The sequence below is a fragment of the Streptomyces sp. NPDC008317 genome (assembly GCF_042955955.1).
Classification (GTDB): domain Bacteria; phylum Actinomycetota; class Actinomycetes; order Streptomycetales; family Streptomycetaceae; genus Actinacidiphila.
On sequence record NZ_JBIBFQ010000004.1, the window covers coordinates 408,000 to 421,518 of the forward strand.

The following is a 13,519-nucleotide window of genomic DNA, read 5'->3' on the forward strand; positions in this document are numbered from 1 at the left end:
CTCAACGGCACCGGCGACGACTCAGAAGAACCACCCGAACGCGGCTCCCTGGCCGGTACCGGCTTCCCGTCGCCCAGCGTCCGGCCGGGATTCGCCATCGGGTCGGGGCCGGTGCCGCTCGAAGCCGGGGGTTTCGATGTCCCGCCCTGACGGTTCCCGCCCTGGGAGTTCCCGCCCTGGGAATTCCCGCCCTGCGGATTCCCGCTCTGGTGGTTGCCTCCCTGCGTGTTGCCGCCCTGGGAATTCCCTCCCTGCGGGTTCCCGCCCTCCTTGCCGGAGGGCACCGGCGGTTTGGGCGCGGGGGCCACCGGGGTCGGCGGGGCCTCGCCCGGAGGCGGTGCGGTCTCCGTCGTCTCCTTCCGGGGCGGCGGCGCGCTCTGGCCGCTGTCGGAGTGACTGCCCTTGCCGGAGCCGGAGTTCGTGCCGGAACCGGGCTCGTGCGGTGGCGGCGCGGTCTCGATCTGCGTGTGGCTGCTGTTGCCCTGGTTGGACCGCAGATTGCCGCCGCCGTCGCCCGAGCCCGCCGCGTCGCCGCCGTTCTGCCGCCCGCCCGGCTTGTCGCCGAGCGTCGCGGGCTGGTCATGGCCGGGACCCGTACGCGCCGGGGCCTTCGGCGCGGGCGGCGCCGTCGATCCGTTGTCGCGCGGACCACCGCCGCGGTTGCCAGAACCCGGTTCCTTCCAGAGGCTGTTGGGGTCCGGCTTGTCGCCGCCGAGGCGGTGCCCCGGCCCGTCCATCGGATTCGACCCGCCCGGCCCGCCGGGCTTCCCTTCGGTGCCCGATCCGGACGATCCGTCGGAGCGGCCGTGGGAACTCGTCGCCGGATAGTCGTAACCCGGTCCGGTCGGCTGCGCCTTCGACGGACCGTTGCTGCCCGGCGCGTCCGGATTCGGTTCCTTCCAGAGGCTGTTGGGGTCCGGCTTGCCGCCGCCGAGGCGGTGGCCCGGCCCGTCCATCGGGTTGCCGGAGCCCGACCCGTCGGGACGGCCGTGGGAACTGGTCGCCGGGTAGTCGTAACCGGGCCCGGTCGGCTGGGCCTTGACCGGCCCGCCGCCCTCGGCCTTCGTGCCGGGGCCGGGGAACGGATTCTCACCGGGACCGCCCAGCCGCCTGCCCGGATTGTCCATCGGATTCGGGCTCAGCGGCTTGGACGACCCACCGGACCCCTTGGACCCGTTGGAACCGTTGGAACCGCCGGAACTCTCGCCGTACGGGCGGTCCTTCACGCCGTGCGGGTTGCCGGGCGGAGCGCCCAGCGTCCTGCCCGGGTCCTTCGCACCTCCCGGTGAGCCGTCGCCCTTGCCCGACGAACCCGACGACTCGTTCGAACCGCCGTCACCGTACGGGCGGGACGTCACCCCGTGCGGGTTGGCGGGCGGAGCGCCCAGCGTCCTGCCCGGATCGGAATCGCCCTTACCCGATGAACCCGATGAACCGGACGAGCCCGACGACCCGTTCGAACCGCCGTCGCCGACCGGACGGGTCTTCACCCCGTACGGATTGGCCGGCGGAGCGCCCAGCGTCCTGCCGGGGTCCTTCGAACCCCCGGCGGAGTCGTCGCCCTTGGGGGCGGGCGCGCCGACGTCGCTGCTGTGGTGGCCGCCGCCGGGTCCGCTGTTGGTGCCGCTGAACTCGCCGCCGGAGGAGTTCTTGGTGACGATCGGTCCCGAGTCGGGGGCGGGACCGCCCTTGCCCGATCCGTCGGTGATCGGCGTCGCGTGGTCGCCGCCGCCGATCCGCGACGGGGGCGGACCGATCGGGGACTTCCCGCCGCCACCACCGCCCAGCGGTTTGCCGCCGATCGGCGTGGGAGGCGGAGGTGAGACGGGCGGCGGGGCGCCGGTCTTGGGGCCGGAGCCCGGCTTTCCCGGACGCGGGGTGTAGTGGAAGGCCCCGAGCCCGCCGCTGATGCCGCCGAAGGCACCGCCGATGCCCAGGCTCCACGCCTCCATGCTCCAGTCGACCTCGTAGTCGGTACCGGCGATGTCCGCGCCGATCTTGCCGACGGCGATGTCGAAGGCGAGGTTGGACGCGGCGCCGATGACGGCGCTGCCGGTGATCTCGATGACCGCGGTGGCCACCGAGCCGATCCGGGCGGCCATCTGGGCCATGATCGGGATCAGCCGGGCCAGCAACTGGCCGATCATGGCGAGCAGTCCGCTGAGCAGCGGGCCGAGGGCGAAGAACACGGCGCCGAGCAGGGCGCCGAGGATGTCGGCCCACATCGCGGCGTTGAGCTTCTTCGCGTACTCCGCCGCGGCCTTGTGCAGTTCGTCGGCGTAGCGGTTGATCGTCTGGCCGATGGTCCAGGCGGTCTCGGCGGCGCTGTCGATGGTCGGGGCGACGCCCTCCTGCCAGGCCAGGCGCGCTTCGTCACCGGCTTTGCCGGTCATGCCGAGCTCGGAGACGTAGCCGTTGACGGCGACCTTGCGCTCGTGGAGGTCGTCGCCCATCCGGATCCAGGCGTTGCCCAGTTCGTAGATGTCGTCGAGCTTGATGGTGTTGAGTACGGAATCCGCGTCAGCCATGGTCGGGGCCGCTTTCCTCGGGCGTACCGCTGCTACTCGGACGGGTGCTGTTCTCGGGGCCGCCGCCCAGGCGGGTCACGGGTCCCGTGACGTACCGGGCCACGTCGGGCTGCCTGGCGGCGGGTTCGGGGGACCCCGGATCGTCGCCGTGCCCCGCCACGACGCCCGCGGGCACCGGCTCGGCGGCGGGGCCCGGTACGCTCACCGGCTCGCCACCTTCACGAAGAGCCGTTCCGCCGGGGGCTGTTACGCCGGGGGCCTCTTCGCCCAGCTCGTCGATGGCGACCTGGACGATGGCGGGGACGGCGGAGCTGCGGCGGATCAGCGTGCCGCGGCCCGGCTGACGCCGGTAGGCGCGCTGGTCGCCGATCAGGACGCCCTCGCGGTGGTCGCCGGACAGCAGCAGCCCGTCCGTGCCGATCTCCTTGAGCTTGCTCAGCAGGGGGTCGGACAGCAGGGCGCGGCTGGCACCGCCGACGCGGCGGGCGAGCACGAGGTGGAAGCCCAACTCGGCTGCCTGCGGGATGAATTCGGCGAGCGCGGCGAGCGGGCCGTGGCCCATGGTGCCCGCGGCCAGGTCGTAGTCGTCGGCGACGACGTACAGCTCGGGGCCGTGCCACCAGTCGCGCGCGGCGAGTTGGGTGGCGGTGACGTCGGCGGGGGGCATCCGGGTGCGCAGTGTCTCGGCGAGGGCCTGCGCCTGGGCCGCGACCAGGTCGGCGTTGCCGCCGCGGGCGCCGATGTACTCGTCGGGCACGGTGCCCAGCAGGCTGTGCCGGTAGTCGACGACCATGAAGCGCAGGTCGCGCGCGCTGTGCCGGGCGGCCAGGCCGCGCATCCAGGCGCGCAGGAACGCGGTCTTGCCGGAGCCGGAGTCGCCGAAGACGACGAAGTGCGGGGCGTCGGCGGTCAGGTCGAGGCCGACCGGGCGCTGGTCGGACTCGCGCAGGGCGATGGGCACTTCGCGGGCGCCGAGGGCGGGGCCGTGGCCCTCCCAGCGCTCGGCGGGCGGCAGCGCGGCGGCGGCCGTCAGCTCGCGGACGGTGATCCGCGCGGGCAGCACGCGCAGCGCCGGGGCGGCGGGCCGCCGCCAGCTCTCGGCGAGCCGGGCCACCAGCGCCTGCCCGGCCTCGGCGAGCCCTTCGACGCTGTCGACGGCGTCGAGCCGGGGCAGCGCGATGTGGTGGGTCAGGCCCGCGGCGGCGAGGCCCCGGCCGGGGATGCTCTGGCCGAGCGCGCGGGCGGCGGGGCGGCTGATCTCGGACTCGGTGGGGTCGTTGAGCCGCAGTTCGAGGCGGCCGGGGATGCTGTCGCGCAGGCCGATCCGTACCTCGGCCCAGCGGTTGGCGGTCAGCCAGAGGTGGACGCCGACGCCGAGGCCGCGGGTGGCGATCTCGGTGAGGGTGACGACGGCGTTCTCGTCGGTGGTGTGCAGGGCGGCGAGGTTGTCGACCACCAGCACGACGTCGGCCGACCGTACGCCGTCGGGGACTTCGCCCGAGGCGCGGCGGGCGCGCAGTTCGGCCGCGGACTGGATGCCCAGGTCGCGGAACATCTGCTCGCGCGCGGTGACCAGGCCGGTGATCTCGGCCAGCACCCTGCGGACCCGCTCGTCGTCGCGGCGGCCCGCGATGCCCGCCACGTGCGGTGCGTCGCCGAGGCCGTGCAGCGAGCCGCCGCCCATGTCGATCCCGTAGAACTGGAGCTCGTCGGGGGTGTGGGTGAGCATGGCGCTGAGCATCGCGGTGCGCAGGAAGGTGGACTTGCCGCTCTGCGGGGCGCCGACCAGGGCGATGTGGCTCTGACGGCCCGCCAGGTCCAGTACGAGGGGCTGCTGTTCCTGCCGGGAGGGCACGTCCAGCACGCCGACCGGGAACTTCAGCTCGCCGGAGTACGGCCACAGGGCGCAGCGCAGGCCCAGTTCCGGGTCGGCCTCCGGTTCGCCGAGCAGCGGGTCGAGGGTGAAGCGCGGGGGCAGCGGCGGCAGCCACACCTGGTGGCCCGCGGTGTCCTTGTCGGCCAACCGCTCGACGGCGAGCTGGAGTTCGGTCGAGCCGCCCTCCGGGTCCCAGTCCCAGCCGGGCGTCTCGGCCTCGTCCGCGGCGAGCGGCGCGAGGTCGCCGTGCACGGCGAAGGGCACGGGTTCCAGGGCCGGTCCCGCGCTGTCGGCGTCGTGGTCCTGGTAGGGCGCGGAGACGTACGCGACGCGGAAGCGTTCGTAGACCGACTCGTCCACCTTGAGGTAGGCGGAGCCGGGGATGGCGGGCAGGGTGTACGCGTCGGAGGTGCCGATGACGGCGCGGGACTCGGCGGCGCTGAAGGTGCGCAGGCAGATCCGGTACGACAGGTGGGACTCCAGGCCGCGCAGCCTGCCTTCCTCCAACCGCTGGGTGGCCAGCAGCAGATGCATGCCGAGCGAGCGGCCGACCCGGCCGATCTGCACGAACAGGTCGATGAAGTCGGGGCGTTGGGAAAGGAGTTCGCCGAACTCGTCGACGATGATGAGCAGATAGGGCAGCGGCTCCAGCGGTTTGCCGTTGATGTCGGTGGCGCCCGCCGCCTGCCGCAACTGGTATTCGCGGACGGAGTCGACGTTCCCCGCCTCGCGCAGCATCCGCTGCCTGCGCTGCTGTTCGCCGCGCAGCGCGTCGCGCATCCGGTCGACGAGCGCGAGGTCGTCGGCGAGGTTGGTGATCAGGCCGGAGACGTGCGGCAGTTCGGTGACGCCCGCGAAGGTGGCGCCGCCCTTGAAGTCGACCAGGACCAGGGCCAGGTGCTCCGGCGCGTGGGCCATGGCGAGTCCGGTGACCAGGGTGCGCAGCAGTTCGCTCTTGCCGGAGCCGGTGGCGCCGACGATCAGTCCGTGCGGGCCGATGCCGCCCTGCGCGGACTCCTTGAGGTCCAGGGTCAGCGGTTCGCCGGTGCCGGTGACGCCGATGGGGACGGAGAGCAGTTCCCTGTCGTCGGGTGCGCGGCGCAGGGCGGCCGGGTCGAAGTGGGCGATGTCGGGGACGCCGAGCATGTCGGAGAGGGAGACGTGTTCCGACAGGACCTGTTCACGCTCGCCGGTCAGCCGCAGCGGGGCCAGCGAACGGGCGGTGGCCTCCAGGACGCCGGGCGCGACCTCGTCCACGACGGCCTGCTCGACCGGGGCGTGCAGCGCGGCCGTACGGCCTTCCAGCGCGAGGCCGCCGCGGGCGTCCGTGCGGGCGCGTACGTCCACCCGGCCCGGCTCGGAGCCCTCTTCCTCCACCAGGCACACCACGTGCACGCCGAGGTCGGGGCCCGCTTCGGTGAGCAGGTCGGACAGCAGCGCCGAGCGGGCCCACGGCGCGTCGGGCTCGTATCCGTCGAGGAAGACCACCACGTGACCGCGGGGCCTGGTGTCGCGCTGGGAGATCAGCCGGGCGTTGCGCTCGGCGCGGGCGGCGACCGCCCGGTCGAGGGTGGCCTGGAGGTGGTCCTGGAGTCCTGCGAGGTCGTCGGCGAGCAGCGGCACGACTTCCTGTTCACGGCGCTGGGCCTGGTCGGGCTGCTGGGCGTGCGGCAGCCACTTGGCCCAGTCCCAGTCGGAGTTGCCGCCGGTGACGACGGCGATCCGCACGTCGTCGGGGGCGTGCAGCACGGAGAGCTGGAGCAGCAGGGTCTGGGCGAGCTTGCGGGTGCGGTCGCGCGGGCCCAGCAGGCTCACCACGCCCGCGGCGCGCAGGTCGAGCCAGGCGGCCTGGTCGGCGACGGTGCCGTGCGCGCGGACCAGTTCGGCCGCGGCGTGCTGGCAGGGCGTGTCGACGTCGATGGTCGGGTCGTTCTGCCCCGGCATCTGGAGCGCGTCGGCCGCCGCCACCGTGCCGGTGCCGAGCCGCAGGTGCAGGAAGTCGTCGTCGCCCGGGCGGCGTTCCCAGACCCGGCGGCGGCGGGTGGCGATCGCCCAGAGCCGGTCCGGGTGCGGGTGCCGCCACGCGTCGGCGGCGCGCTGGCCGAGCTGGGAGCGCATGACCTGCTTGCGCACCCCGGCCAGGTACTCCAGGTACCGCTCCCGCTGCCGGTACTGGTTGCGGCGGCGGTGGCTGCGCAGTTGCATCCGGACGCCGATGGTGATGCCCACGGAGACCACGACGAAGGCGATGCCCAGCAGGATCATCCACGCCTTGCCGTAGGCGATCATGTACGCGGCCATGCTCATGCTGGACAGCAGGGGCAGCAGGAGCATCAGCCAGCCCGCGGCGCCCTGCGGCTGTGGCCGCTGGGGCAGGCCGGCCAGTTTCGTCCGGCCCTCCGGCATCGGCGGGGGCGTGATGCGGACGGGGCGGTGGAAGGGGATTCGACTCACGATGGCTGCCTAGCGGGCTGTCGGGGCGGTGGGGGCGAGGTGGCGGGGGCGGTGCGCCGGCACTAGAACTCCATGGTGACCGCGGTCTTGTTGGGGTCGGTGACCGCGGCGGGCGGCTTGTCGCTGGACTTCCCGTCGTCACTGGTCAAGGCCGTGCGGAACGACTTGAAGGCGTCGGCGATGCCGTCCTCGGCGGTGGTGTAGTTGTACGCGGCCATGCCGACCCCGTCGGCCAGCGCGGACAGAACTCCCTTGTGCGGGTCGTCCTCCGTGCCGAACAGCTCGGTCATGACCGACACCCACTTCTTGTTGACCTCGTCGGCGTCCGAGGCGGCCTGGCCCTGCCAGGCGACGTGCAGTCCCTCCAACTGGCCCCGGATGGTGGTGAGGCTCGACAGGACGGTCTTGCTGAGGGTGACCAGGTCGTTGGCGTCGGACTTCAGGCCCGTCGGGGAGATGTTGAGGACGGAGGTGTCGTAGTCGGCGGTGCCGGAGTCGGCCATGACGCGCCTTTCTCGGGGAGCGGATACCGGTGCGGCACCTGCATGCTGACAATTCCTCATATAAGTGGTAAACCTGGCGGTGTCCTGCCGGGCCCATGCTTGGCGAACCGGCCGTGCGGTCGGCGCGAGAGAGACGAGGCAGACGACGTGACCGATCCGATCACCTCGAAATACGACACCACTCCGCTGCCCGATCCGCCCGCGGACGGGTCGGAGACGCCCAACCCCGACCACGACAAGAACCTCGACGGTCTCGTGCCGACCGACAAGGTCATCTGGTCCACCCCGCCGTCCTTCAACATCGACCCGAAGGACAGCCAGTCCGACCAGGGTTCCGGCCCCGACCCGAACTCGTACGAGGCCGCGGCGGACCTGAAGATCGACCTGAGCGCGGTACGCGTCGCGGAGAAGTCGATGCTCACGGAGGCCCGCGGCGCGGTCGACCGGTACGAGGAGCTGCGCAAGCGGGTCATGGCCGTCAAGGGCCATGTCTTCGGGCAGGGCGCCCAGGACAAGAACGCGGAGGGCGAGGGCCACACCTCGCTCTCGTCCGGGTACGACCCGTCGGTCGGCAAGACGCACGACAACCCGTTCGCCGAGACCGGCGTGAAATTCGGCGCGGACATGAACCCGGCCCAGGACCGCGCCCTGCTCCAGATCGGCTCGACGCTGGAGAAGCTCGGCGAGTACATCGCGCTGCTCAACCACTCGGGGCAGGTGTACGCGCACACCGACCGGGAGTCGCGCTTCCCGCCGCCGCCCGCGGGCTGAACGCGCCGCCGCGTACCGCCCACGCGGTGCGCGGCGGCGGCTCTCAGCCATGGGTCCCGCCGTCGCTGAGGTTGTTCAGATTGACGTGCTCGGAGTCGTGGTAGTTGTTGTACGACGTCGTCATCCGCGAGGCGATGTCCTTGAGCAACTCGTCCAGTTCGTGCTGGACCTTGTGGAACCACGTCATCATCGCCGCGAACGACTCGTGCGACGGGCTGGACCAGTCGGCGCCGATCTGCTTCACCTTGGCGTCGATCGAGTTCATGGTGGTGGTGATCGTGCCGGACTCGCGTTTCACCACGCCGATCGCGTCGTTCAGCGCCGCGAGGTCCGCGCGCCACTCTTCCGGGGTCGGTTGGTCCGACATCCGCGGGTCACCTTCCTTTCAGCCGCTCCGAAGTCCTGTGCCGGTCCTGTGCCGAAGTCCTGTGCCGGTCCTGTGCCGAAGTCCTGTGCCGGGCCTGCGCCGAAGTCCTGTGCCGGGCCCGCCGCCGTACGGTGCGCCCGCCGGGCAGCGGGGCGTACGTCCGCCCGCGCGGTCAAGCGGCGCCTCCCGGGGGGAGGTCGGCGGGCAGCAGCGTGGTGAGCAACTCCACGTCGGCCGCCGCGAGATCGACGGCGCTCAGGTCGAGTTCGGCCACGCGGTACGCGTGCCGCTCGGTCATCCGCTGGAACACCTGCCGCGCGCTGCGCCCGTTGCCGAACTGCTCGCCGCGCGGGACGGCCGCGAAGTAGTCGTGCAGCGCGGCCGTCGTCTGCGGCGCGAAGGTGTACTCGTGGTCGACGGCCTGGTGCTCCACGATCCGCACCAGCTCCTCCGAGGTGTAGTCGTCGAAGAGCAGGGTGCGGGTGAAGCGCGAGGCCAGGCCCGCGTTGGACTCCAGCAGCCGGTTCATCTCGCTCGGGTATCCGGCGACGATGACCACCACCTCGTCGCGGTGGTCCTCCATCAGCTTCACCAGCGTCGAGATGGCCTCGGAGCCGAAGTCGGTGAACTGCCCCTGGGGCACGAGGGAGTACGCCTCGTCGATGAAGAGCACCCCGCCCAGCGCGCGCCGGAAGACCGCCGTCGTCTTGGGCGCGGTGTGGCCGACGTACTCGCCCACCAGGTCGCCCCGGTCGGCCTCGACCAGGTGTCCGCGTTCGAGCAGGCCGAGGGCGGCGAGGAAGCCGCCGTACAGGCGGGCCACCGTGGTCTTGCCGGTGCCGGGATTGCCCGCGAAGACCAGATGCCTGCTCAGCGGCGGCGCCGCGAGCCCGGCCTCCTGGCGGACCTTGACCATCTGCATGAGCTTGGTCAGCGTGACCACGTCGCGTTTGACGCTGTCCAGGCCGACCAGGCGGTCCAGCTCCACATGGAGTTCCGCGAGCTTCGCGCGGGCCGCCTCCGCGGTCGACTCGGTCTCACCGGCGGCCTGTTCGGCCTTCTCCGCGGCCGAGCGGGGCGCTCCGGCGACGGCGGGCACCGCGACGCGCCCCTCCTCCCCCGCCGCCGGGGGCGCGAGGGTCGGCAGGAGCGGATCGGTCGCGTCCTGGACCAGGCAGTCCTCGGCCCGCACGTCGGCCTCGTCGTCCCGCAGCAGGTCGGTGTCGGTGCCGTCCACGGTGCAGCGGCGCAGCAGGAAACGCGAGCGGGCACCGGCGTAGACGGCGGGGAAGCGGCTCTTGGTGAGGTGGCAGTCCTCGTACAGGCCCTCGCCGCCCTCCTCGACGAACAGCGCGTTCTTCGCCGCGCCCTCAACGGTGAGGCCGCGTACGCGGGGCCGGGCCCCGGCGCGTACGACGACGCCGCTGCCGCGCGGCTCGCGGACCGCGCCGCCCTCCACGACGGCCGTGCTGCCCTCCTCCAGCAGCAGGCCCGCGGTGCCGCTGCCGGTGACGGTGACGTTCTCCAGCCGGGCGCCGGTGTCCCGGCCGACCCGGACGCCGGTCTCGCCGGAGGCGGTGATCTCGCACTCCGCGAGCAGCGGGCGGTGCGTGGTGTGCAGGTGTACGCCCTCCCGGCCGCCGGACACCCGGCAGCCGCGGACGGCCGCGTCGCCGCCCTGCACGTACACCCCGGCCAGGCCCGCGTCCGTCATCTCGCAGTCGTCCGCGAGGAGTTCGGACCGTTCGGTGACCCGCACGCCGTACTCGGGCGAACCGCTGACGGTGCAGCCCCTGGCGTGCAGGCGGGCCCCGCCGCCGAGGTGCACGCCGGTGTACGCGGTGTCCCGTACGGTGCAGCCGGTCAGCGTCACCTCCGCCTCGGCCACCGCGTACAGACCGTTGGCGCCGCTGCGGGCGAAGGTGGAGTCGTGCGCGGTGGCCCGGCCCGCCCCGCTGACGGCCAGCGCGGTGTCCTGGCAGTCGACGGCCCGCACGCCGGTCAACTCGGCGGTGGCCTCGGCGGTGACCAGGATCGCGGCGCCGGTGGTGTGGTGCACATGGCAGCCGTCGAGCAGGACGGAGCTGCTGCCGTCGGCCAGTACGCCGGCGCCCTCGGTGCGGAAGATCTCGCAGTCGCGCAGCCGTACGCCCGGGGTGTCGTGGCCCGGGCGGGCGGCGGATCCGGTGGCGGGCGCGGCCGGTTCGGCGTCCTCGCCGTGGGCGAGGGGCCGGTGACCCGTGCCGGAGGCCGCGCGGGTCAGGCGGCCCGCCGTCTCGCGGACCCAGACGCCCGCGGCGCCCGTCTCGTGCAGGCGGCAGTCGCGCAGCGCCGCGGTGGCGTGTCCCTCGACCACGACGGCGGTGCCGCCGCTGCCGCGGACGTCGCAGCGGGTCAGCGTCGCGTGCGCGCCGCCCGTGAGCAGGACGCCGCGCCCGCTGGCGCCGTCCACCAGGGCGTCGGTCAGCTCGGCGCGCGCCTCGTCCTCGACCACCAGGCCGTCGCCGACGCAGCCGCCGACGGTCAGATTCTCCAGTGTGGTGCGGCTGGTGCCGGTCAGCCGGACCGCCGCGCCCTCGGCCTTCCGTACCGAACAGCCGCTCAGCAGCGGGGCGGCGGTGCCCGCGACCTCGATCCGGCCGCCGGTGATCTCGCAGTCCCGCAGCACCGGTTCGCCCGCGCGCACCAGCAGCGCGGCCTCGCGGGGCACGGCGGACACGAGGGTGAAGCCGCGGATCTCGGCGCGGCCCGCGTGCACGGTGACGGCCGGGCCGCGGACGGCGACCAGCCGTACGGCGCCCTTCGCGACCAGGGTGACATCCTTGTCAAGCAGCAGGCTCTCGCTGTACGTGCCCGCCTGTACGGTGATGACGGCGCCGGTGTCCGCGCTCCGCACGGCCGCCGCGATGGTGCGGTGGCCGCCCCAACTGCCCGGCGCCACGCGCTGGGCGGCGGCCTTCACCGGGCGCTCCCGGGGATCGCCCGCCGGGTCACGGGGCGGGTCGAGGAGCGGGTCACGGGGCGGACGTGCCGGGTCCCGGGCCGACCGGACGCGGGCCGCTCATACGGCGCCCGCTCGACAACCGGCCGCCCGGTCAACGGCCCTTCTGCCAGGGGCAGTTCCGTCACCGGCCGTTCCCTCACCGGCCGCCCGGCCGCGGGTCGCTCGGTCACAGGCCGCTCCCCAGGTCGGCCAGCCAGCCGAAGAGGCCGAACACACCGGCGGCCAGCGGTACGGCGGCCACGAACAGAACGCTGGTGACGGCCGCGGGCCAGGTCGGGCGGTCCGGCTCGATGGGCCGCAGAGCCGCGCCGAAGGCGAGGAAGAGTCCGCAGGCGACCAGGACGGCGCCCACGCCGAAGGCGGCCAGCGGGCCCGCCAGCCGCGAGTCGAACGCGTACAGCGGCACCCGTACGGTCAGCGCCACGAGCCCCAGCACCCCGGCGGCCAACTGCGGTACCACCGCGCTCAGTACGCGTACGGTGGCGGCCTGGAGCAGCAGTCCGACGCTGACGCAGCCCGCCAGCACGAGGGCGTAGACGTCGTGGGACGCGCTCAGGGTGAGCAGGGCCGCCGCGAGGAACACCCCGCTCACCACGCTGAGCAGGGTGAGCAGCGCGTTGCTGCGGTGGACGACGGTGGCCACGGTCCCGTCGTCCAGCGCGGGCGCGCTGACGTCGGGTCCCGAGGGCACGAGCACCGCGATCTGGCCCGCGGCCCTGGGCAGTAGACCCGCGGTCAGGAACAGCGCCACGGACACGACGGCGGCGGAGCCGGTGAGCCCGGCGTGCGAGGCGGTCAGCGCCACGGTGAGCAGCGCGGCCACCAGTGTGAGCAGGTTGAGCACCACGGTGGCGGGCGACGGCAGCGCGACCAGCCCGATCACCGCGCCGAGCACGGCGAAGACGGAGACGAGTACGGGGGTGGCGACCGGGCCGTGCACCGGTCCGTCCAGGCCGACGCAGGCCAGCAGCGGGACGGTGGCGAGCGCGAAGAACTGCCGTACGGCGCGCGGCAGCGGCCAGTTCTTGCGCTCCGCGTACCAGGCGAGCAGCGCCGAGCAGAGCGCGGCGAGCGCGAACAGCGCCGCCCACGGGCCGGCCGGCCGCAGCGCGCCGAGCCAGGCCGCCGCGGCCACCATGAAGATCAGGCCCGCGCCCACGACGCACTGGGCGCGGCGGCGGGAGCTCCACAGGCCGCCGTCGTCCTGGGCGCTGGCGACCTGTTCGTCGAGGTCGGTGACGGTCAACTCGCCCAGTTCCGCCGCCCGCTGGTCGCGCAGGTACAAGGTGGCGCCGTCCACGATGCCCGCCGCCGACAGCGAGTCGCCGGGGGCCATCGGAGCGCCGCCCGACTCGGCGAGCGACCAGACCGGCGGCAGCGCCTCGGACTCGGACTGCCCGCACAGGGAGGCGAGTCGGGGAACGTACTCGGCGATCGGGGCCTGCGCCGGAAGCGCGAGGTCGATCCGCCTGCGTTCGCCGACCACGGTAACCCGGCAGCGTTCATCGGGCACGGATGTTTCCTTCGGTGTCGGACCTCACGGCCGCGCGTCCGCGGGCCGCGGTGGGTCGGTGCCGCCGGGGTTCGGAGACACCGACGTCAAAGACGGCGTTCGGCGGCGCCTGGTTTCGGTGGCGTGGGGTTTTTGTGACGCGTGGTCTTCGTGGTTCCGGTCTCAGTGGCGCCAGGTGGAGATGTTGGACCACTCGGCGTCACTGTAATTGCTCCAGTTCACATGCATCGCCTGGGCGATGCGGCCGAGCACACCGTCGGGTCCGAACAGGCCGTCGGCCGCCAGGTCCCACTCGTTCTGCATGTCCTGGTAATAGGTGGCGGCCTGGCTCTCCCGCCACGCCTCCACCATCGGCGCCAACTGCGACTTCAGCGACTGGAGTTCGCCGGAGATCTCCCCGGCCCTGGCGTTGATCACGCCGCCCGCCGCCGCCAGTCCCTCACCGACGTAGATCGGCGTGCCGTCGATATCGGCCATGAATCGCTCCTCGTTGTGCGGCCCGG

The 13,519-nt window shown here is 73.4% G+C and carries 8 protein-coding genes; 1 reads left to right on the forward strand and 7 read right to left on the reverse strand.

Annotated elements, in window-relative coordinates:
- The 3 genes from ACFY9V_RS15175 to ACFY9V_RS15185 form a co-directional block, all read right to left on the reverse strand.
- Positions 1–2,528: hypothetical protein (locus ACFY9V_RS15175; RefSeq protein WP_391161555.1), on the reverse strand; the 2,528-nt coding region annotated here is incomplete at its 3' end.
- Positions 2,521–6,858, reverse strand: coding sequence for a type VII secretion protein EccCa (gene eccCa, locus ACFY9V_RS15180; protein ID WP_391161556.1), 4,338 nt, complete (start codon positions 6,856–6,858; stop codon positions 2,521–2,523). The genes ACFY9V_RS15175 and eccCa, both read right to left, overlap by 8 nt.
- Positions 6,859–6,920: 62 nt before the next feature.
- Complete coding sequence (locus tag ACFY9V_RS15185; RefSeq protein WP_355344251.1) at positions 6,921–7,361, reverse strand: hypothetical protein; 441 nt, start codon at positions 7,359–7,361, stop codon at positions 6,921–6,923.
- Positions 7,362–7,508: 147 nt separating this feature from the next.
- Between ACFY9V_RS15185 and ACFY9V_RS15190 the strand changes: the two genes are divergently transcribed.
- Positions 7,509–8,132, forward strand: coding sequence for a hypothetical protein (locus ACFY9V_RS15190; protein WP_355344254.1), 624 nt, complete (start codon positions 7,509–7,511; stop codon positions 8,130–8,132).
- Between the two features lie 43 nt (positions 8,133–8,175).
- Here ACFY9V_RS15190 and ACFY9V_RS15195 read toward each other — a convergent pair whose 3' ends face one another.
- From ACFY9V_RS15195 to ACFY9V_RS15210, 4 genes are all read right to left on the reverse strand, one after another.
- The gene (locus tag ACFY9V_RS15195) at positions 8,176–8,499 is read right to left on the reverse strand and encodes a WXG100 family type VII secretion target (RefSeq protein ID WP_355344257.1); all 324 of its coding nucleotides are present in this window, start codon (positions 8,497–8,499) and stop codon (positions 8,176–8,178) included.
- Positions 8,500–8,671: 172 nt separating this feature from the next.
- Entirely contained in the window at positions 8,672–11,461 is a 2,790-nt protein-coding gene (locus ACFY9V_RS15200; RefSeq protein WP_391161557.1) for a right-handed parallel beta-helix repeat-containing protein, read from the reverse strand.
- A 208-nt stretch (positions 11,462–11,669) separates the two neighbouring features.
- Positions 11,670–13,016 (reverse strand): EsaB/YukD family protein, encoded by a 1,347-nt coding sequence (locus tag ACFY9V_RS15205; protein ID WP_391161558.1) that lies wholly within the window; start codon positions 13,014–13,016, stop codon positions 11,670–11,672.
- Between the two features lie 162 nt (positions 13,017–13,178).
- A complete protein-coding gene (locus ACFY9V_RS15210; protein WP_188281815.1) occupies positions 13,179–13,493 on the reverse strand; it encodes a WXG100 family type VII secretion target in 315 nt (104 codons plus the stop codon).
- Between the last annotated feature and the right edge of the window lie 26 nt (positions 13,494–13,519).

Excerpts from the sequence above, each read along its gene's own strand:
- ACFY9V_RS15185 (WP_355344251.1), bottom strand. The coding sequence starts at position 7,361 with ATGGCCGACTCCGGCACCGCCGACTACGACACCTCCGTCCTCAACATC.
- ACFY9V_RS15195 (WP_355344257.1), bottom strand. The coding sequence starts at position 8,499 with ATGTCGGACCAACCGACCCCGGAAGAGTGGCGCGCGGACCTCGCGGCG.
- ACFY9V_RS15210 (WP_188281815.1), bottom strand. The coding sequence starts at position 13,493 with ATGGCCGATATCGACGGCACGCCGATCTACGTCGGTGAGGGACTGGCG.